Raw genomic sequence first — 19,165 nt, forward strand, 5'->3', positions numbered from 1 at the left:
TAACTGTCTTGCGCGCTGACTGACCAGCAATGGGTAGTGAGTTCTCGAGTCCCCGCCCTCGCGTTTGTTGTCGTGCTCGTCTGTAGCCTGCCAGCCGGCGTCGGTATCCTCGAGCCGGCGCAGGCAGCTGCACCCACTGAGGCCGCCGATCCCGGCGGCGACGTGGTCGTGGGCCCCAGTGAGACTCTGCGTGCGGTCGGAACCCGGACGAGCGCCGAGGACGTGTTCGACCGCACGACCGTTCTCAGACATCGCCCCGACGACCCCGACGTATTCGAGACGGAAACGACGTTTCACGTCCCCGACGCCGTCACCGAGTTCGAGATCGGGCTCCAACAGGGTGCGACCGTCGAATCGGTGACGGGCCTCGAGCGGACGGGCGAGCGGACCTACGCGTGGACCGGCGCGACCGACCGGCCGACGATCCGCTACACGATGCCGGCCGACCGGCGGGGCGGGACGTACGGAACGCGCTCGTCGGAGACGGGATACACGTTCGTCGACACCGGCGACTGGGGGATCGTCGCGGTGCCATCGCTCAATGTCTCCCTGCGACGGACTGACCCGGTCGGCATCGAGGAGACGGTAACCGTCGACGGCCCGGGCGCGACCAGCGGCGACATCGCCGTCTTCGGCGACGTAACGACCTACGAGCGAGCGACCGATGGCGGGACGATCCGACTGGTCGTCCCCGACGTGGCACGGCTCGAGGAGTCGCCGGACGCGATCCTGGCGGCATTGGCGGACGCACGCAACAGTCTCGCGGTGGGGATGCGACGCGACGAGGTGGTCGTGATCGCAGCACCGACCGGGGCCGATTGGGGGCCACGCGGGATTCAGTACGGCCGCGCCGATGCGTGGGTCGTTGCCGACGCCACGCTCGATGAGCCGAACCCGGCCTGGCTTCACGAGTACGTCCACGTCCGGCAGCGCTTCTCGAATGCGGCGACCGACACCACGCCGAAGACGGCGTGGCTTATCGAAGCCCAGGCCGACTATTACGCGGGGCTGCTCGCCTTCGAGCGCGGTCGCACTGCCTTCGACGACTTCAGCGCCCTCCTCGAGCGCGGCGAGCGATCGCCGTACGCCGACGGGGTGTTGGTCGATCGCTCGACGTGGGCAGATCCGAAGACGGACTACGCAAAGGGAGCACTCGTCTACGGCGAGCTCGACCGCCGACTGCGGCTCGCGACTGACGGCGACCGGACGCTCGAGGACGTTTTCCGCTCGTTGAACGCTCAGGAGGGCAGAATCACCGAGGTTGACTTCCTGCAGACGCTCGAAGAGTACGGCGGGGCTGACGTCCGGGACGCTGCCGAACGATACACCCAAACCGAGGCGACGCCCGAGATGTGGACCCGGAGCCAGCACGCAGCGGCCTTCGACCAGCCGGTCGCGGAGTTTGAGTCCGAGTTGGAGACGGACTCTCTCGAGGTGGCGGGCCGGGAGTGGCCACGGTGGAACGCCTCGGGGTCGACGGGAACTGCCGATGAAGCTGGCGACGTGATCGCGGTCCCAGCCGGTAAACAGGTATCCCTGCCGGTCACGGTCACCAACGTCGGCAGCCGAGCCGGTGCGTACGATGCGACGCTGCAGGTCGACGGCCGCCCGGTCGACACCCGCCGGGATCGACTTGCAGTCGGCGAAACGGCACAGAACCGCCTCTCGTGGACGCCGGCCGAGCCTGGCGCGTCCACGCTTCGCGTCGGCTCCGAGCGGCTGACCGCCGTCGTTCGCTCGGATGCGAGCGTGACCGTCACCGACCTGCACGTTTCGCCCGAGCGCGTCGATTCCGGCGAGCCGGTGACGGTGACTGCGACGGTCGAGGCTGCCGACGAGCGCCCGGCAGCGGCCGTCCTCGAGTTCCGGACCGTCGAGGGTATCGTCGCCGAGCGTCCCGTGGCGCTTCGGGTCGGGGAGTCGACGACGGTGGAGGCGGATCTTCGGTTCGACGAGGTGGGCCGGTACCAGATCGCGGTTGGTGACCGAACCACTACCGCGCGCGTCGGCAGTGGGCCGGCCGCGGCGATCGAGACGGTGCCCGGCTTCGGCGTTCCGGCTGCGCTCGTCGCGGTCGCGATGCTCCTCATCGTCGCAGTGCGATCGCGCCAGTACTGACGGGAAGCAATAGGTGGCCTCGGGTCCGTTTCGTCGTTACTCGAGATCGACGCGGAACCGACATTTGTCGGCTTCGTCGTCGACACAGGCTGTTTCGGTGACGGTCGCGTCGCCGTCGAACGCGGCGACGACTCCTTCGAGAACGCCGTGGGCCATGCCACAGTAGGTGGTGTCGCGGTGGGTCTCGTAGGTGACGACCCCGTGATCGAACTCGTGGCGGGAGGAAATCGCAGGCAGCGACACGTCATCGGTAGCGGTTTCGACATCGTCGTAGACTCGCTCGAGTTCGGCGAGCAGGTCCGACGCCTCCCAGTCGGGGCTGACGTGGGCGCTGAACGTCGAGAGAAGGTCGGGTGCGAGCGTGCGGCCGACGTCGCGTTCGATCGCGCGTCTGTCCTGGGTGGCCATCCCCGATAGCGTCTCGAGGATGGCGTCGATCTCGGCGTCGTCGGTTTGGTCGACGACGTACTCCTTGAGGGTCTTGTGGACGAGTCCGTGCATTGATACGCTCGTGCAGATTCCGCCGCAGTTCACACAGCCGATACCGCACCGTGTGAAACGCTAACCGCTAGGCCACGTGCGGGCGAGTACTTACCCGTTTACTCACAGGTGCGATGCGATCGCCGGCGCGACCGAGACGGTGCTGACACCGCGCTCGATGGTGTCGGTGCCGTAGATCGCTTCGACGCCAGCCCGCGAGAGCTTCGTGACGGCGTTGCGAGCCAGCAGCGGGTGGACGCAGGTGATAAAGACGCGGCCGACCGATCGCTCCCGGAGGACGCCGACGGCTTCGCTCATCGTCGAGCCCGTCGCGATGATGTCGTCGACCACGACGACGTCGCGATCTGCCACGTCGACGTCGCTCGGTGTGATCTCGACGTCGGTGCCGGAGTGGCGCACCTTCTCGAAGTAGTCGGTCTCGCCCGCGCCGTAGGCATTTTGGACCGTCTCGGCGAGGTCGATCGCGCCCGCGTCGGGCGAGAGGAACACCGGGTCCACGAGGTCGCCGGGTAAGGGCTCGGCCAGTCGGCCCGCGGCGTCGACGGCCGTCGCCGTCGGCTCGAAGAACTCACAGACTGCCTCCTCGTGGGGATCGACCGTCAGCACCCGGTCTGCGCCGGTCGAAATCGCCCGCGCCACCGCGCGCGCGGAGATGGGATGACCCGGCTCGAACGCCTTGTCCTGCCGGCCATAGCCCATGTACGGCAGGACGGTGACGACCTCCTCGACGCCAGCCTCGCGGACGGCATCCTGCAACTGGAGTACCTCGAGGTGGGCGTCGCTCGAGACGGTCGAGGCGACGATGACCGCCCGGTCGGGCTCTGCGTCGGCGACGCCGGGAGCGGCCGCGAGCAGTTCGCCGTCGGGGAAGCTGTCGTACTCGACGGCGGCGAGCGGTTCATCGAGCTCACGAGCGAGTGCTGCGGCGAGTGCCTGAGACGTGGATCCACTGACGATCATAGTCGGTGGCACACTCCGGGGGCTAAACCAGCTTTCGTTCTGTGTTGCGTTCGCCCCTTGCGTGTCGGCCTCGTCGGTCGGTGCGAGTAGCTACGCGTCAGTGTCGCCGTCGCTCGTGTCGTCGCCACTGCACGGACCGCTGCTCGTATCGCTCAGGACCGTCAGTTCCCCGTTTCGATCGACCCGGACGAAGAGGTTCAGACACGACGGCTCGTTCCAGTCGGCCGGCGTCACCTCGACCGGCTCGCCCTGATCCAGTCGCACCGTCACGCGGAACTGCCCCGGTTCGGACGGCCAATTTCGCTCGAGGGTTGCCCCGCCGCCGGCCGCGAGGTTCTCGGTCGCCCACGATTCGATCGTCCGGTCGAACTCGACGATGACGTCGACCGTGTGGGCTGTACTGTCGAGGTTGTCGACAGTGATGTCTCCGAGGAGCGTCCCGCCAGTATTGACCGTCGCGCTCCCATCGGCCCCGTCGTTGCCAGCGGATTCGTTATCTTCGCTCCCATCGGTTCCATCCGTTTCGTCGCCGCTGCCCGTACAGCCGGCGACAGCACCGGTACAGACGGTGCCGGTCGCAGCTAGCAGCCGTCGTCGTGAGAGATCGCTCATTTATTGACGGCTGTCATTCAGCATCGTTAACTCTTGTATACTCCGTCTCCGCTCTCTCTGGGAATGCGACGCTCGCGTGTTGGTCGCCGGTACCGCTGCGAGAACCAACTGTGGTGGGTCTACTGCCGCTCCGGTCGCACAGCAAGCCCCGACACGTCCCTGACGCCCAACGCTCGCGTCCGCCACTCCCCGTCGCTCCACGCGAGGAACGTCCCCTCGTCCGTGACGGCGTAGGTCGTCTCGCCGTAGCCGACGCCGACGATCTGTTCGCTCGAGCCGTCGATCGCGTGCCACTCGTCGGCAACGAACTCGTAGACGCCGTCTGCGGCGACCGCGTGGGCGCGGACGAGCTCGCCCCGCTCCGAGCGCGGATCCGCGGCGACGGTCTCGAACGCGCACTCGAGCACGGTCATCCAGCCGTTGCCGAGTTTGTAGAGGCCGTCTGCGGTGGCCGCGAGTGGCACACCGGCAGCCGAGACGTCACGCACGCCCGACAACCCGGCGTGTGCGAGGCCATCGTCGCCGACCCGATAGACGCCGTCGGCCGTGCCGACGAGATCTTCGTCGATCGCTCGCACCGCCGTCTCGAGGTCGTCCGAAAGCGTCGTCCACTCGTCGGTCCCGGCTGTGCGACGCGCGACGCGACCGTCCGGCCCGGCTGCGAGCACGTCGTCGCCATCGAAGCCGACGGCGACCGCCGGGCCGAAGCCAGTCTCGACGAACGACTCGTCGTCGGCCACGACCGGCGCGTCACCCTCGCGGTCGGACGTGGATTCCGCCTCGAGTGCGAGGACGCGAACGTCCTCGGCCGTCGCGACGGCGATAGCGTCGGGGCTCGCTGCGACGTCTCGAGCACCACAGCGTTCACAGAGGCCGAATTCGCCGACGGTGTCGCCGGCGACCCGGACGCGAACGACGCCCATCGCGCTTGCGACGTAGGCCGTAACCGCCCCTTGCCGATCGCCGTAGACGCGTTTTTCCTCGATCGATTGCATACAGGAACGTGACAGGGATGGCCCGAAAACGTTCCGCCCTCATCTGGACGACTATCAGTTCGCGCCGACACACCCCAATCCGCCATGTGGGTACGCCGGGAGCCAGTGACAGCAGCCCGTCTCAGCCTTCGGATCGAGTTGCGGAATCCCTTTGGGGAGTCCGCCCGGACTAGCGCGTGATGCAAGTCTTCGGATCGAGTGGGACGCGGGGCGTCGCCAACGAAGAGCTGACGCCCGCGTTCGTCCTACGCGTCGCGAAAGCGGCGGGGACGACCTGGGGTGACGGCCACGGTGGGGACCGAGTCGCGATCGCTCGAGATACCCGCTATACGGGGCGCATGCTGGCCGATGCGGCCGCCAGCGGGCTCGCGAGTACGGGTGCCGACGTCGACCGTCTCGGGGTCGTCCCCACGCCGGGGGCACAGGCCTACGCCGAACGCGAAGGGGTGCCGGTCGTGGTCATCACAGCCTCGCACAACCCACCCCAGTACAACGGCGTCAAACTCGTCGGGCCCGACGGTGTCGAACTCTCAGTCGCCGCACTCGAGGAGATCGAAGAAACCCTGCTCGCCGAATCGTTTTCCGTCGCCTCGTGGGACGAGACGGGGCGCGTTCGCGAGATCGACGGTGTCGGCCGGGCATATGTCGACGAACTCCTCGCAGCGACCGACCGGAAGACGATCGCCGACGCCGACCTCACCGTTGCACTCGATCCGGGCCACGGTGCGGGTTCATTGACGAGTCCCGAATTCTTCCGGAAACTGGGCTGTCGCGTCGTCACCGTCAACAGCCAGCCGGACGGCCACTTCCCCGGCCGCGACCCAGAGCCCGTCCCCGACAACCTCACCGATCTCGGCCGACTCGTCCGCGCGACCGACGCCGATGTCGGCGTTGCCCACGACGGTGACGCCGACCGGGCGATCTTCTTCGACGAAGCCGGCGAGTACGTCGAGGGTGACGCCACCCTCGCCGCGCTCGCGGCTGCCGAACTCGAGGCCGGCGACACGGCCGTCTCGGCGGTCAACGTCTCCCAGCGCCTCGTCGACGTCGTCAACGACGTCGGGGCCGATCTCGAGCTCACCCCGATCGGCTCGACGAACATCATCACCCGCATTCAGGAACTCACGGCAAACGACAGCCACGTGCCGATCGCCGGCGAGGGCAACGGCGGGATCTTCTTCCCCGACTACCGGCTCTCGCGAGATGGGGCCTACACGGCCGCGCGCTTTCTCGAGTTAGTCGCCGAGAAGCCGGTCAGCGAGCTCGTCGCGCCCTACGACGGCTACGTCAACGTCCGACACAACGTCGAATACGAGTCGACAGCCGAACGCGACACGATGCTCGATGCGGCGGCCAACCAGGCCCAGGCTGCCGACGCCGACCTCAACACCCGCGACGGCTACCGACTGGATTACGGTGACGCGTGGGTGCTCGCCCGTCCCTCCGGCACCGAACCGCTCGTCCGGATCTACGCCGAAGCCCGTGATGGAAATCGCGCCGAAGCTCTCGCCAGCGATATATACGAGGCGCTGGCCGCTGCGAAAGCCGACGCGTAACGCCGGGTTCCGTTGCTCGAGTCCGTGCGGTCGACACCCTGATCACGACGAGGCCCACTCCCGAAGCTCGCCGTCGACGACGACTTCGTCCCCAACGTCGTCGAACGTGACGCCGCCGTAGGCGACGCGACTGTCAGGGCCGACATAGAGCCCCACAGTACCACAGTCGGCCGCTCGAGCAGTGGTAAGCGTTGCGTCGACGTTCTCCCTGAATCGGAACGATTGATGGTCTGCGCCCGTCGCGGTTACGGTGCTCAATTTCAGGTCGGCCATATCGTCGAAGATAATCGCGTTCGTAAACGGGCCGTCGACGGTGACGTTTGCTATCGCAGCGCCGTCGAATCCGGCCGCGTACAGCCCCGAGCCGCTGGCGATGTCGCTGTCGGTGGTTCTAATCGTGACGTTGTTGATCGTCAACCCCTGACGGCCGTCCTCGATTTCTCCTAGCGTGATCCCTCGTGCGTTCTCGAGACACGAGACGCGGTCGATCGTCAGATCCACGATCTGCTCGTCCGGATCGGCTCTGATCGCCGTATACTCACAGCCGGTGATCTGGCCGTCCGTGATGGTGAGCGATTCGTTCGTCCCGCGGTGAAGGTGGATGCCGTAGTCGGGGTCGTTCGATGGGGCGATCTCGAAGTTCGTGAGGGTGCAGTCTCTGGTCGGCGTCCCGTCGTCCGCGACGAGCGCGTCGGTGCTGCCGTCCCAGACGCTGTTCCAGCTCGTATCCGGCTGTTGACTGTCGAACTGCACTGGCGCATCTGACTCACCCTCGCCGCCGCGGGTCGCCCAGTAGCCGTCGATGACGACGTTTTTCGACGACACGACGTCGATGTGGTGGTAGTAGATGCGGTCGCCGTAGATCCGCTCCAGCCGGACGTTTGCCGCGTGGGCAGGCATGATGCCCGTCGACTCCGGCGAATCGATTCGGACGTTGCAAACGCCCCAGTTCGACGCGCCGTCGTATCCCGGCTCGTCGTAGCCCATATTCGAGAGCAGTGCCCGCCCGTTCTCACCGTCGGGACGGATCCCGACGAGGACGGTCGAACGGCCCGCACCGAGCACGATCGTGTCGTCGCCGATCAGTGGCGTCCGCTCGAGGAGATAGCGCCCGGGCGGGAAGTACACGATCCCGCCACCGGCGTCGGCGACGTCCTCGAGGAGGTCGTGGACTGCCTGACCGACGGCGGTCTCCCCGTCGCCTTCGATGCCGTGGGCCTCGACGTTCCACACGGGGGTCTCTTCGGTGCGAGCGTGGGCGAACTGGGCTGCCTCGAAGTGGCTCGTTCCCGGTACCGGCTGCTCGTCGCTTCCGCGGCCGCTGAAATACACCCAGTCGTCGCTCGCGGCGTCCCAGCGCCAGGTAATTCCTTGATCGGTCGCGTGGTACAGTTCGTCGTCGTACTCGCCAGTTGCCGGTCGCTCGCTGATCGGCCCGTGGACGATCGCATGCGCGTCGATCGCCTCGACTGCGTCGGTGTGGTCCCACTGTTCGCCCTGCTCGTACGTTCCCAGTCCGAGACGCGGCGTGTGATCGACCATGGTTACTCACTCCCGTATGCGTCTCCGTACGTCGTTCCGTACCCGGAACCGGATTCGACGGCCGCACTGTTCGCACAGCCTGCAAGCGTGAGCATTCCCGACGTTGCGATGAGGACGTCCCGTCGTCCCGGTCCTGAATCGTTCATGCTCTCTGACTCGTCTTCCGCCGTATAAACTACCTGTTAGGCGGCCGACTGCTTAGTTGGTGTCCGCGAGTTGTCCGTCGATCGCGGCGCTGACGGTATCCCACGCATAATTCTCGAGGAGTTCGCCATCGACGAAGACTGCTGGCGTTCCGGGCACGCCGCGGTCGTCTCCCGTCTGTTTGTCTGCCTCGACGACCTCGCGGTACGCCTCTTCTTTGGCCGCTGTGGCGACCGTACAGCCGTCGACGCCGTTGTCGTCGGCGACCTCGCGGATGAACTGGTAGCCGTCCTCGATGAGCCGGGATTGCTGCTCGTAGATCCCCTTGGCAAAGGAAAAGAACGTCTCGGCGTCGGTCCGATCCTGTACTGCGCGGGCGGCCGAGGCAGCACGCCACGACCAGTTTTCATCGACGGGGATCGGATAGTCGAAATAGCGATAGCGGATCTCACCGGGCTCGATGTAGGTCGATTCGATCTGTGGATAGACGTCATTAGTGAACGTCGCACAGTGTCCACAGGCGAAGTCCTCGAAGACGTCGACGGTGACGGAGGCGTCTTCCGGACCCAGTGCGGGACGGGGCAGCGAATTGACCGTCTCGACTTCTGTGCCGTCGCAGTCGCTGGGAAACGAGCCGCCGCCGGAACCGCCGAGACAGCCGGCCGTCGTCGACAGCGCGATCGTTCCACCGAGTGCAGCGAGGGTTGACCGCCGCGTCGTTCGCATAGTCGTGCGAACGGCCCAGTGTCATATATACGGTGCCGTTTGCGGGCGCGGTTCCACGGGGGTATCCCCTGTCCAGTCGCGCCTGCCGGGTCGCCCTCACACTGGATCGTCGACGGCCAGTGCATCCTCGAGTCGCTCCTGTTCGGCCTGCAGCGTCTCGAGTTCGTCGGCGACGCGGCCGTCGGCCAGCCGCTCGCGTTCGGCGGGCGAGAGCTGATCGACGGCCCGGGCTGCGGTCTGCAGACGGTCGTAGTCGGGATCGGTCGCGAGCAGCCGCACCTCACGTAAAGCTGCGACGACGTCCTCGTCGGCGATTCGCGCGACGAACGGCTGATACTCTCGCGTCCGGGCTTGCAGGGCACCCGCAGGCTCGGGCGGCCAGTCGATCGTCAGCGGTTCGGCGTTGATCCCTTCGAGATACGTCTGCTGGGTCGCGACGTTGCGTTTGAGTTCGTCAGCGCTCTCGACGTAATGCGAGAGCTTCGAGCGTGAGTAGTCGGCGTACTCGAGCAACTCGGGAATCGTATATTCGCCGGCCGGATTCTCGCGGACGTACGCCGCCAGGTCGTCGGGTGGGCGCTCGTAGCTCACGAACGGGTACCACCGGCTTCGCTCGAGCAGGGCGAACACCTCGCGAGCGCTGGTCTCGAGGCGATACGCTCGAAATGCCTCGCGGATCGCCTCGTTGTAGCGTTCGATCGGCTCGCGGAGTCGCTCGACCGGGGCGTCGAGATCCGCGTCCGCGAGTTCGAGCAGCCGCTCGCGTGTGTCGATCTCGTCATCGATCGTCCGCAGTCGTTTGCTCGCGGCTTTGCGGGCCTCCACCAGTGCTTCGCGGGCAGCCTCGCGTTCGTCGAGCATGTCTGCGTATTTTGCTGCCGGTTCGAGGGCGTCGCGAGCCCGCTCGAAATCGGCTTCGCTCAGCCGGCGTTTGTCGATCGCCTCGAGGGCGTCCTCGAAGGACTCGTATTCGGGGAGGTCTTCGTCGAGTCCGGAGACCAGCCCGTCGAACTTGCCCTCGAGTTCGATGTATGCCTGAAAATTCTCCTTGCCGGTCCCGGTCGCGCGGTCGACGTAGTCCTCTAACAGGTCGGTCGCGGTCCGATACGCGGTGGCGACCGTCTCGACGGTGTCCGCGTCGTGATCTGCAATCTGCGCGTTGATCGTCTCGAGGCGGTCGCGGGCGTCCTCGAGGGCCTCGAGCGGTGTCGGGTCGTCGTCGCGACTGTCGGCGGCATCGGAGCGGGCGTCAGAGGGCGGGACGCGCTCGCTCATCGGTTACTCGTAGACGGTGTCCGGGTCGAACACTTGCTCGCCGACGTTCTCTCCCTCGATCGTTCGGTAGAAACACGACCGGTGGCCGGTGTGACACGCCCCGCCTTCCTGGTCGACCAGATAGAGCAGGGTGTCGGCGTCACAGTCGACGCGAATCTCCTGAACGGCTTGGACGTGGCCGCTCGTCGCCCCTTTCTCCCACAGCTCGTCGCGGCTTCGCGAGTAGTAGTGAGCGCGACCGGTCTCGCGAGTTCGCTCGAGCGCTTCTGGCGAGACGTAGGCAAGCATCAGTACCTCGCCGGTGTCGGCGTCCTGTGCCACGGCGGGGACGAGGCCGTCCTCACCGAAGTCGACTGCAACGTCGTCGTCCATACTCGAGACGTTGGTCGTCCGAGCGATAGGTCTTTTGCCGCCGGGAGCGCGAGCGGCGAAAAATAGCGCGTGCGTCGCGTTCGTCGTCCGTCGTTAGTTCTGGCCGTTCAGCGTGATGTCGCTGACGCCGATGACACGCTCGTCGTCCTCGAGTTCCGCTTTCGCTTCTGCGGGAACCTCGCTGTCGACGTTGTAGACGGTCAGGGCCTCGCCGCCGATGGTCTCGCGGGCGTTGAACATACCGGCGATGTTGACGTCGTGGTTGCCCATCACGGAGCCGATGAGGCCGATGACGCCGGGTTCGTCGGTGTTGCGCGTGATGACCATCCGGCCGTGGGGGATGGCGTCGACGCGGTAGCCGTCGATGCGGACGATGCGTGGGTCGTCACCCGCAAAGAGGGTGCCGTCGACGGACACGTCGTCGTCGTCGTTGCTGACGGTCACGGAGATCAGGCTCTGGAAGTCCTCGGCCTGGCGGGTCTTGGACTCGGTGACGTCGACGCCCCGGTCCTCGGCGATCTGCGGTGCGTTGACTGCGTTGACCTGCCACTCGAGGGGTTCGAAGACGCCCTTGAGTGCGCTTGCGGTGACGAACTCGACGTCTTCGTCGGCGATCTCGCCCTCGTAGACGACTTCGACGTCCTCGATGCGGCCCTCGAGCAGTTGCGCGGCGACCTTGCCGGCGGTTTCGGCGAGGTCGATGTAGGGCTCGACACGGGGGAACGCGCTCTCGTCGATCGAGGGGGCGTTCAGGGCGTTGGCGACCGGCTCGCCGGCGATTGCGGCGTTGACCTGCTCGGCGGTGGAGGTCGCGACGTTCTCCTGGGCGGCCTCCGTCGATGCGCCGAGGTGGGGCGTGACGATGACGTCGTCGTGCTCGAGCAGCGGCGAGTCCTCGGAGAGTGGCTCCTCGGCGAAGACGTCCAGTGCCGCGCCAGCAAGCGTGCCGTCCTCGACCTTGGCAGCGAGTGCGTCCTCCTGGATGATGCCGCCACGGCCGACGTTGACGATGTAGCCGTCCTCGAGGAGGTCGAGTTCCTCTTCGCCGATCATGCCCTCCGTCTCGGGGGTCAGCGGCGTGTGGATGGTCAGGAAGTCAGCGCGCTCGAGACATGGCTCGAAGTCGACAAGTTCGGCACCGAGGCGGCCGGCGCGCTCCTCGGAGATGTAGGGATCGAAGGCGACGAGGTCCATCCCGAGCGAGTCGAGCTTTTTGGCGACCTCTTGGCCGACGCGGCCGAGGCCGACGATGCCGAGGGTCTTGCCGTTGAGTTCGGCACCGAGGTAGTCGCTTTTGGCCCATTCGCCGTTTTTCAGGCGGATGTGTGCCTGTGGGATCGAGCGGGCGGCCGCGAACGTCATCGCGACGGTGTGCTCGGCGGCTGCGCGCACGTTGCCCTCGGGAGCGTTAGCGACGATGACACCTTCGTCCGTGGCGGCGTCGATGTCGATGTTGTCGACACCGATGCCCGCTCGACCGACGATAACCAGTTCCTCGGCGGCCGCGAGGACCTCGTCGGTGACTTCGGTCCCGGAGCGAACGATGAGCCCGTTGGCGTCCGAGACTGCCTCGAGGAGGTCGTCTCCCTCGAGTTCGTAGCCCGTTTCGACCTCGTGGCCGGCGTCTCTGAGTACGTCCAGACCCGCATCCGCGATCGGATCCGTGACGAGAACCTTCATGTGCGAGCAAACCGTGCGGAGCACGTAAACCCTTCCGTTGTCGCGCCCGGTGGCAAAATTTGTCTCCATTCTCTCGAATGTTGTGAGGTACCACCTACCATTATCCGGACGACGCACGTACGGTCGGGCATGTACGAGCGCATCCTGTTGCCGACCGACGCGGCGGAGGGGACCGAACTCGCTATCGACCACGCCGTCGCCGTCGCCGATCACGCTGGGGCCGAGCTTCACCTTCTCTATGTTGTCGACAGCGACGTCTACAGTTCCTACAGCGGCGACGAGTACGTCCACGAGTTCGAAGGGTTAGAGGCCGCCCTCGAGCAGGTCGGTGAAGCGGCCCTCGAGTCGGCCGCCGAGGCAGCCGCGGAGGCGGACGTCGAGACGACCACGGTCGTCAGACACGGCGATCCCCACAAGCAGATCCTCGAGTACGCCGACGAGGCGGACGTCGACCTGCTTGTCATGGGCTCGAAAGAACGATCCGGTGAGTACCGCCAGCTGCTGGGTAGCGTCACGGATCGTGTCGCGCGGTTGGCTTCGCGGCCGGTGACGATCGTCAAGACGCCGGTCGACGGCGAGGAGTAGTCGGTCACGATCGCGAGTCGAAACCTGAACTGGTTTATCCGGTGACCCACAAGCGGCGAGCAATGACAGTCGTCGCTTTCGACTTCGATGGAACGCTTTCCGACTCCGAAATGACCGTCCTGCTCGGTGACCGCTGTGGCGTCGCCGATGACATGGCCGAGATCACCGAGCGCGCGATGAACGACGAAATCGGCTACGCCGAGAGTCTGCGCTCGCGTGCGTCCCTGCTCGAGAGCCTCCCCAAAGCAGAGGCCGAAGCGGCCTTCGACGAGGTCGTCCTCCGCGAGGGAGCCGCCGATCTCATCGAGGAACTGAACGACGCCGGCGTCACGACCGCCATTCTCACCGGCGGATTCGAGCGCGGTGTTGCGGCCGCCCTCGAGCGTGAAGGCGTCTCCGTCGACCACATCGTCTCGAACCGGCTGCCGATGAACGGTGACGAGCTCACCGGCGACGTCGAGGGGCCGCTGATCGAGGGCACCAAAGACGACGCGCTCGAGGACCTCGCCGACGACGTCGGCGTCGACCTCGACGAAACCGTGGCGGTCGGCGACGGTGCAAACGATCTGCCGATGCTCAAGGTCGCTGGCCTCGCGATCGGCTTCGAACCCAAACCGGCGGTCGAACCCCACTGTGATGTCGTCGTCACGTCGATGGACGAGGCCCGCGAGACGCTGATCGAGGAGACCGTCCTCGCCGAGCCCTAATCGGCCAGGACCAATGCTGAATTAGGCCGCCTACTAGGGAGTTGTGGCCCCGCGACGACGGTTCGATGTGTCGCTCCCGTCGTCGCTTCCCGTTCTACTCACGGTTTCAGTTATATTCCCAGTGTTCACTGACTGTCAGTGCTAACTGCCCATTTCCCGACCGAGAGAGTTTTAACTCACAACTGAGTAAGCGACTATGATGATGTGGCAAGACCTCGTATTCATGATTGGGAGCAGCCTTTCGATCGTTTTCCTCGCACCAACGCTCCGTGACTCGAGTGCGCGTGTTCCCCTCGGCACGAGCCTGCCGTCGATGGGAATCGGCTTCGTCTATGCGACGACGTTTTTCACGCTTGGGATGAGCTTCTCCGCTGCGGGCGCGCTCGCGGCTGGGACCATGTGGTCACTGATCGCGCTGTTCCGTTCGCCACAGGGTGTCTCGATGAAACTCGTCGCGCGTGAAAACCTCGCCCTGTTCGTCGCCGATCTGCAATACTGGCTCGACCGTCGCCGCTCCGGTCGGCCGACCACCGAACAGTACGTCTCGTTCGATCACGGGTCCTCGAACGCCTATGGACAGGGTAACGGCCGCTAATTCTCTTTTCCGATCGTACTGACCTGGCGTCGCTTGACTACCCGTCGGCCAATAGCAGAGATACCAGCGCCAGCAGCGCAGGGCCTCGAGACCCGATTACCTCGAAAACAGGCTCGTGTGAACCGGCGCGAACTCCCCTGTTTCGTCGGGTTGTTCCGGGGCCGTGTCGGTAATCGAGCTGCCGCCGAGGCCGTCAGCGAGCAGATCCGACAGCGGCGGCCCGACGGTTTCGGGTTCGACGAGGAAGGCGTCGTGGCCGTGGTCGGACTCGATCACGTGGTGGGCGACATCGACGTCGGCCTCGCGTGCCGACTCGGAGAGTGACTCGGCCTGTTCGACAGTGAAGTGCCAGTCGCCGGTAAACGACAGCACGAGGAGTTCGCCCTCGAAGGCCGCCAGCGCGTCGGCGTCGGACTCATAGCCCGCCGCGAGGTCGAAGTCGTCCATCGCGCGCGTCATGTAGAGGTAGCTGTTGGCGTCGAACCGATCGGTGAACTTGTCGGCCTGATAGTCCAGATAGGACTCGACCTCCCGATAGGGGAAGAAGGCGGCCGCGGGGTCCGGCGGTTCCTCGCGAACGGTTTCGCGACCTGCCGATCGGCGGCCGAACTTTCGGCCCATCGAGGCCTTCGAGAGGTACATGATGTGGCCGATCTGGCGGGCACGAGCCAGTCCCGCTTCGGGCTCGGGGCCGCCGTAGTAGTGACCGCCGTTCCAGTTGGGATCGGACGTAATTGCCCGTCGGGCGACGGTATCGAGCGCGAGACACTGCGGATCAAGTTTGGCGGCGGTGGCGACCGCGCCGGCCCGTTCGACGTCGTCGGGATACCGTCGTAACCAATCGAGGACGTTCATGCCGCCGACGCTGCCGCCGACGACGGCGTGGAGCCGGCCGATTCCCAGTTCGTCCAGCAGTTGGCGCTGGGCGCGGGTCCAATCACCGATCGTGACTGGCGGGAAGTCGGTGCCGTAAGGCTCGCCCGTCTCCGGATTCTCGCTTGCGGGCCCGGTCGTCCCGTAACACGACCCGGGCGTGTTCGCACAGATCACGTAGTACTCGCTGGTGTCGACCGCCTTCCCGGGCCCGACGACGTCGCCCCACCAGGCGCGGGCCTGACCTGCGGTCTCGTCGCCGGCGTCCGGCCGGCGGGCAACGTGGGCGCTGCCAGTGAGTGCGTGACAGATCAACACCGCGTTATCGCCGGTAAAATCGCCGTAGGTCTCGTAGGCTACCTCGAGGCTGGGGATCGACTCCCCGCACTCGAACTGGAACTCGCCGAGATCGATCGTATCTTTCGTTGTCATCGTGTCTCACCATCCGATCGACAGGCTCGCGTCGCGGCTTCGATCGCCTGCTCGAGGTCGGCTAGAATGTCTTCGGGATCCTCGATCCCGACCGACAGCCGGATCAGGTCCTCGGTGACGCCAGCCTCTTCCCGTTCCTCGGGCGAGAGCTGGCCGTGCGTCGTGCTCGCCGGGTGGATCACCAGCGTCTTCGCGTCGCCGATGTTCGCGAGGAAGGAAGCCAACTCGACCTCGTCGCAGAAGGTCTTGCCCGCTTCGAACCCACCGCGAGACTCCGTCTCGCGTGCAGACGAGTGTGACTCGTCGACCCCCTTGAGTCCGAAAGCAACCATCCCGCCGAAGTCCTCGAGATACTGCGAGGCGTTGTCGTGGGTCGGATGATCCTCGAGACCGGGGTGGGTGACCCAGGCGACGTCCTCGTGGTCATCGAGGTACTCCGCGACGATGGCGGCGTTCTCACAGTGTTTCTCGACGCGAAGTGGCAGCGATTCCAGTCCCTGCAGTGTCTGCCAGGCGTCGAAGGGAGACTGCTGGTTGCCGAGACTGCGCAGCGAGCGGAAGCGAGCGGCGGCGGCGAAGGGTGCATCCGAGAAGTCCCGCGAGAAGTCAGTATCGTGGTAGGCGTGGTTTTGGCCGGCAATTTCGTCATATCCGTGCTCTCCCCACGGGAACGAACCACCGTCGATCAGGACGCCGCCGACGGTCGTTCCCGAGCCGTGGAGCCACTTAGTCGTCGATTCCCAGACGACGTCGGCCCCGTGCTCTAAGGGTCGACACAGTGCCGGCGTCGCGAACGTGTTGTCGACGACCAGCGGCACGCCGTTGTCGTGGGCGATGTCGGCAACGCGCTCGAAGTCCGGCGTCACGAGCGAGGGGTTGCCGATCGTCTCGACGTGGACGAAGGCGGTGTCCTCGTCGATCGCCTCCTCGTAGGCGTCGTACTCGAGGGTGGGAACGAATTTCGGCTCGATGTTCCGGCGCGTGGCCGTCTTCGAGAAGTAGGTGGATGTCCCGCCGTAGGTGTCGGTCGAGCAGACGATGTTGTCGCCCGCCTCGGCAAGGATCAGCACTGCAGAATCGAGCGCGGCCATGCCGCTGCCCGTCGCGACCGCGCCCGCGCCGCCCTCGAGTGCAGCAAGGCGCTCCTCGAGGACCGTAACGGTCGGGTTGGCGATCCGAGAGTAGATGTAGCCGTCGTCCTCTAAGGCGTAGCGGTCGGCGGCGGTGTCAGCGTCTTCGAAGACGTAGGAGGTGGTCTGGTAGATCGGTGGTGCCCTCGCGCCGGTCGTCGGATCGGGAGACTGGCCGGCGTGGACGCTGCGCGTGCCGAGCCCGCGCCCGCCACGCTCGGCGTCGGAGTCGGCCTCGTGCCCGTCGCTCGCGTCGTCGCTCATGTTTAGTATGCATACTGCTCCATCCTCATATGCGTCGCAGTAACGGCAAAAACAGCAGACTAGAGAATAACTCTCATTCACCGTCGGCCAGCGCCGCTCCGGGAGCCGTTTCGTCTGCAGGCTCAATCTCTATTGAAAGACAAGCCGGCTGTCAACGTGTGCAGACCGTTTTCCACCTCATCGCTGCCGATCCACAGCAACAACAGACGGCGCTCACCATCGCTGAGAACCTCACCGAAGACGACTCGGTCGAGATCGACGATATCGCAATCGTTGCGCAGGGTGACGGAATTGAGCCGCTCACAGCCGGCGGAGATGGCAGTGATATGGTTGAATCGCTGCTCGAGAGCGGTCTCTCAGTCAAAGCCTGCAGTAACACCCTCGACCTGAAGGACCTCGCGGAGTCTGATCTCGTCGATGGCGTCGAACCCGTCCCCTCCGGCGGCGGTGAACTCACACGACTCCAGAGCGAGGGATACGCCTACATCCGGCCGTAGCGTCGGTCACACTGTGGCTCCCGGCGGTCGACACGACGTCACGCCGAAGTAGAACGGACGCTTCATAGGCCCGTAGCGTCAACGACTGTCCGTGCACTCGAGCGACCGCGATCGGATCGTCCTCGCCGTCCTCGTCTTCGCGGTGTTGTTCTCGCAGCTACTGCTCTATCCGGGCGTGTCGACGCTCGTCGCGACGCTTGGGGCCGACGAGACGACCTCGGCCTTTGCCGCAAGCGCGCTCGACGCGAGCATGTGGTTTCTGATCGCCGAGTTCGCCGCCTATGTCGCGTTCGTCGGCGTCTGGGGAATCGTGAGCGATACGACCGGCCGGCGGACACCGTTTATCGTCGCCGGCGCGATTGCCGGCGCGGTCGGCTACGCTGCTCTCGCCGCCGTCCCTACGCTGGGCTCGATCCCCTTCGCGGGCGTGCTCGCTCTTCGCGTCTTCCAGGGGGCGATGACCGTTGGGGCGTTCTCGCTGACGATGACGATGCTGATGGACCTAGAGGGCGGGCACGGCCGGAACATGGGCGCGGCCGGAATCGCCATCGGCTCCGGGGCTGCACTCGGCGCGCCAATCGGCGGCCAACTGACCGAGCTCGATCCGCGCGCGCCGCTGGTCGTCGCCGCCGGCTTGCTCGTCTGCGTGAGCCTCGCCGTCTCGCGCGTCGACGACCGGACGCCCGACACGCGCCGGACCGCTCGCGCGCTCATCGACGGGGTTCGCCGGCAGCCGACGCTTTCCGTCCCGTACGCCTTCGGGTTCGTCGACCGGCTCACGGCCGGCTTCTTCGCGCTCGTGGGGACGCTGTACTTCCAACAGCAGTTCGGCCTCGACGCCGGACTGACCGGGCTCATGTTGGCGTGCTTTTTCGCGCCCTTCGCTCTCCTGCAATACCCCATGGGCGCGCTCTCGGATCGGATCGGGCGGACGATCCCGATCGTCGTCGGCTCGCTGTGTTACGGCGTCGGCATCATCGCCGTCGGTGCTGCGCCGTCGATCCCGACCGCCGCGATCGCGATGATCGCCGTCGGCGTCCTCGGCGCGTTAGTCGCCCCCGCGACGATGGCGCTGGTCTCCGATCTGGCCGACGAGAGCGAGCGCGGCCTCGCCATGGCCGGGTTCAACCTCGCCGGCAGCCTCGGCTTCCTCGGCGGCTTCCTCCTCGGTGGCACCGTCGCCGGCCGCTATGGCTACGATATTGCCTTTCTCGTCGTCGGCGGCCTCGAGATCACTATCGCCGTCGTTACGGTCCCGATTTTCCTGCGACTCTCGCTCGAGACCGATCGGGTTCGCTCGAGCGGCCGTGGTGACGCCTGATACAGACGTTCATATTATAGAATTGACCATAACAAAGAGGACTCCGTAGTGAACGGTAAGTACTGCTAAATTAGTTATCGATCAGTCTCAGAACAGTGAAAATGATCAGGATGAGTGGGAGAATATACACAAGGAGAATAGCAACTGTCCCTAGAATCATATTAATTGCACCGCCTCCTCCTGAGCTTGTTTGTATGTAGACTAGTATGACAAACCAGAGTGTTACTAACTGAATAACCGGTATATCGTCCATCTCCTATCAATCAAAAACAATTTACCT

The 19,165-nt window shown here is 65.5% G+C and carries 19 protein-coding genes; 7 read left to right on the top strand and 12 right to left on the bottom strand.

Annotation, left to right across the window (positions count from 1 at the left end; translation table 11 throughout):
* The first annotated feature begins 36 nt into the window (after nt 1-36).
* Nucleotides 37-2,118: a CARDB domain-containing protein gene (locus tag BSG09_RS12070; protein WP_092933445.1), complete on the top strand. Its 2,082-nt coding sequence runs from the start codon at nt 37-39 to the stop codon at nt 2,116-2,118.
* 36 nt (nt 2,119-2,154) lie between these two features.
* Here BSG09_RS12070 and BSG09_RS12075 read toward each other — a convergent pair whose 3' ends face one another.
* The 4 genes from BSG09_RS12075 to BSG09_RS12090 all read right to left on the bottom strand — a co-directional run bounded on the left by BSG09_RS12075 (nt 2,155) and on the right by BSG09_RS12090 (nt 5,186).
* Nucleotides 2,155-2,619, bottom strand: coding sequence for a heme NO-binding domain-containing protein (locus tag BSG09_RS12075; protein WP_092933447.1), 465 nt, complete (start codon nt 2,617-2,619; stop codon nt 2,155-2,157).
* A 102-nt stretch (nt 2,620-2,721) separates the two neighbouring features.
* Nucleotides 2,722-3,579: a ribose-phosphate diphosphokinase gene (locus BSG09_RS12080; protein WP_092933449.1), complete on the bottom strand. Its 858-nt coding sequence runs from the start codon at nt 3,577-3,579 to the stop codon at nt 2,722-2,724.
* 90 nt (nt 3,580-3,669) lie between these two features.
* Nucleotides 3,670-4,191, bottom strand: a complete 522-nt coding sequence (locus BSG09_RS12085; RefSeq protein ID WP_092933451.1) for a hypothetical protein — start codon at nt 4,189-4,191, stop codon at nt 3,670-3,672.
* 119 nt (nt 4,192-4,310) lie between these two features.
* Nucleotides 4,311-5,186: an HVO_0234 family beta-propeller protein gene (locus BSG09_RS12090; protein ID WP_092933453.1), complete on the bottom strand. Its 876-nt coding sequence runs from the start codon at nt 5,184-5,186 to the stop codon at nt 4,311-4,313.
* A gap of 179 nt (nt 5,187-5,365) precedes the next feature.
* On the opposite strand from BSG09_RS12090, the gene glmM reads away from it, so the two are divergent.
* The gene (gene glmM, locus BSG09_RS12095; RefSeq protein WP_092933455.1) at nt 5,366-6,742 is read left to right on the top strand and encodes a phosphoglucosamine mutase; all 1,377 of its coding nucleotides are present in this window, start codon (nt 5,366-5,368) and stop codon (nt 6,740-6,742) included.
* 42 nt (nt 6,743-6,784) lie between these two features.
* On the opposite strand, the gene BSG09_RS12100 is transcribed toward glmM, so the two are convergent.
* The 6 genes from BSG09_RS12100 to serA all read right to left on the bottom strand — a co-directional run bounded on the left by BSG09_RS12100 (nt 6,785) and on the right by serA (nt 12,481).
* On the bottom strand, nt 6,785-8,284 hold the full coding sequence (locus BSG09_RS12100; protein WP_092933457.1) for a glycosyl hydrolase family 28-related protein: 1,500 nt from the start codon (nt 8,282-8,284) through the stop codon (nt 6,785-6,787).
* A gap of 2 nt (nt 8,285-8,286) precedes the next feature.
* The gene (locus BSG09_RS20840; RefSeq protein WP_175542196.1) at nt 8,287-8,430 is read right to left on the bottom strand and encodes a hypothetical protein; all 144 of its coding nucleotides are present in this window, start codon (nt 8,428-8,430) and stop codon (nt 8,287-8,289) included.
* 52 nt (nt 8,431-8,482) lie between these two features.
* The gene (locus BSG09_RS12105) at nt 8,483-9,154 is read right to left on the bottom strand and encodes a DsbA family protein (protein WP_092933459.1); all 672 of its coding nucleotides are present in this window, start codon (nt 9,152-9,154) and stop codon (nt 8,483-8,485) included.
* 96 nt (nt 9,155-9,250) lie between these two features.
* Entirely contained in the window at nt 9,251-10,429 is a 1,179-nt protein-coding gene (locus BSG09_RS12110) for a DUF7118 family protein (RefSeq protein ID WP_092933461.1), read from the bottom strand.
* A 3-nt stretch (nt 10,430-10,432) separates the two neighbouring features.
* Nucleotides 10,433-10,801 (bottom strand): phosphoribosyl-AMP cyclohydrolase, encoded by a 369-nt coding sequence (hisI, locus tag BSG09_RS12115; protein WP_092933463.1) that lies wholly within the window; start codon nt 10,799-10,801, stop codon nt 10,433-10,435.
* A 93-nt stretch (nt 10,802-10,894) separates the two neighbouring features.
* Nucleotides 10,895-12,481 carry a phosphoglycerate dehydrogenase gene (gene serA / locus BSG09_RS12120; RefSeq protein ID WP_092933465.1) on the bottom strand — a complete coding sequence of 529 codons (1,587 nt, stop codon included), beginning with the start codon at nt 12,479-12,481 and terminating at the stop codon, nt 10,895-10,897.
* 129 nt (nt 12,482-12,610) lie between these two features.
* Between serA and BSG09_RS12125 the strand changes: the two genes are divergently transcribed.
* From BSG09_RS12125 to BSG09_RS12135, 3 genes are all read left to right on the top strand, one after another.
* Nucleotides 12,611-13,066, top strand: a complete 456-nt coding sequence (locus BSG09_RS12125) for a universal stress protein (protein ID WP_092933467.1) — start codon at nt 12,611-12,613, stop codon at nt 13,064-13,066.
* Between the two features lie 41 nt (nt 13,067-13,107).
* Nucleotides 13,108-13,773 carry a phosphoserine phosphatase SerB gene (gene serB, locus BSG09_RS12130; RefSeq protein WP_262488525.1) on the top strand — a complete coding sequence of 222 codons (666 nt, stop codon included), beginning with the start codon at nt 13,108-13,110 and terminating at the stop codon, nt 13,771-13,773.
* A gap of 199 nt (nt 13,774-13,972) precedes the next feature.
* Nucleotides 13,973-14,368: a hypothetical protein gene (locus BSG09_RS12135; protein ID WP_092933570.1), complete on the top strand. Its 396-nt coding sequence runs from the start codon at nt 13,973-13,975 to the stop codon at nt 14,366-14,368.
* A gap of 96 nt (nt 14,369-14,464) precedes the next feature.
* Here the strand turns inward: BSG09_RS12135 and metX are convergent, their stop codons facing one another.
* Nucleotides 14,465-15,673, bottom strand: a complete 1,209-nt coding sequence (metX, locus tag BSG09_RS12140; RefSeq protein WP_092933471.1) for a homoserine O-acetyltransferase MetX — start codon at nt 15,671-15,673, stop codon at nt 14,465-14,467.
* The gene (locus BSG09_RS12145; protein WP_092933473.1) at nt 15,670-17,067 is read right to left on the bottom strand and encodes an O-acetylhomoserine aminocarboxypropyltransferase/cysteine synthase family protein; all 1,398 of its coding nucleotides are present in this window, start codon (nt 17,065-17,067) and stop codon (nt 15,670-15,672) included. Before BSG09_RS12145 ends, metX begins: the two co-directional genes overlap by 4 nt.
* 158 nt (nt 17,068-17,225) lie before the next feature.
* On the opposite strand from BSG09_RS12145, the gene BSG09_RS12150 reads away from it, so the two are divergent.
* Together BSG09_RS12150 and BSG09_RS12155 are read left to right on the top strand one after the other, a co-directional pair.
* Complete coding sequence (locus BSG09_RS12150; RefSeq protein WP_092933475.1) at nt 17,226-17,564, top strand: DsrE family protein; 339 nt, start codon at nt 17,226-17,228, stop codon at nt 17,562-17,564.
* A gap of 91 nt (nt 17,565-17,655) precedes the next feature.
* Nucleotides 17,656-18,885, top strand: coding sequence for an MFS transporter (locus BSG09_RS12155; RefSeq protein ID WP_092933477.1), 1,230 nt, complete (start codon nt 17,656-17,658; stop codon nt 18,883-18,885).
* Nucleotides 18,886-19,165: the final 280 nt, after the last annotated feature.

The sequence above is a fragment of the Natrinema hispanicum genome, from assembly GCF_900111485.1.
GTDB lineage: Archaea > Halobacteriota > Halobacteria > Halobacteriales > Natrialbaceae > Natrinema > Natrinema hispanicum_A.

What these genes read in the sequence shown, in the direction of transcription:
- BSG09_RS12075 (WP_092933447.1), bottom strand. Translation starts at nt 2,619, where the DNA reads ATGCACGGACTCGTCCACAAGACCCTCAAGGAGTACGTCGTCGACCAA.
- BSG09_RS12080 (WP_092933449.1), bottom strand. Translation starts at nt 3,579, where the DNA reads ATGATCGTCAGTGGATCCACGTCTCAGGCACTCGCCGCAGCACTCGCT.
- BSG09_RS12085 (WP_092933451.1), bottom strand. Translation starts at nt 4,191, where the DNA reads ATGAGCGATCTCTCACGACGACGGCTGCTAGCTGCGACCGGCACCGTC.
- BSG09_RS12090 (WP_092933453.1), bottom strand. Translation starts at nt 5,186, where the DNA reads ATGCAATCGATCGAGGAAAAACGCGTCTACGGCGATCGGCAAGGGGCG.
- glmM (WP_092933455.1), top strand. Translation starts at nt 5,366, where the DNA reads ATGCAAGTCTTCGGATCGAGTGGGACGCGGGGCGTCGCCAACGAAGAG.
- BSG09_RS12100 (WP_092933457.1), bottom strand. Translation starts at nt 8,284, where the DNA reads ATGGTCGATCACACGCCGCGTCTCGGACTGGGAACGTACGAGCAGGGC.
- BSG09_RS20840 (WP_175542196.1), bottom strand. Translation starts at nt 8,430, where the DNA reads ATGAACGATTCAGGACCGGGACGACGGGACGTCCTCATCGCAACGTCG.
- BSG09_RS12105 (WP_092933459.1), bottom strand. Translation starts at nt 9,154, where the DNA reads ATGCGAACGACGCGGCGGTCAACCCTCGCTGCACTCGGTGGAACGATC.
- BSG09_RS12110 (WP_092933461.1), bottom strand. Translation starts at nt 10,429, where the DNA reads ATGAGCGAGCGCGTCCCGCCCTCTGACGCCCGCTCCGATGCCGCCGAC.
- hisI (WP_092933463.1), bottom strand. Translation starts at nt 10,801, where the DNA reads ATGGACGACGACGTTGCAGTCGACTTCGGTGAGGACGGCCTCGTCCCC.
- serA (WP_092933465.1), bottom strand. Translation starts at nt 12,481, where the DNA reads ATGAAGGTTCTCGTCACGGATCCGATCGCGGATGCGGGTCTGGACGTA.
- BSG09_RS12125 (WP_092933467.1), top strand. Translation starts at nt 12,611, where the DNA reads ATGTACGAGCGCATCCTGTTGCCGACCGACGCGGCGGAGGGGACCGAA.
- BSG09_RS12135 (WP_092933570.1), top strand. Translation starts at nt 13,973, where the DNA reads ATGATGTGGCAAGACCTCGTATTCATGATTGGGAGCAGCCTTTCGATC.
- metX (WP_092933471.1), bottom strand. Translation starts at nt 15,673, where the DNA reads ATGACAACGAAAGATACGATCGATCTCGGCGAGTTCCAGTTCGAGTGC.
- BSG09_RS12145 (WP_092933473.1), bottom strand. Translation starts at nt 17,067, where the DNA reads ATGAGCGACGACGCGAGCGACGGGCACGAGGCCGACTCCGACGCCGAG.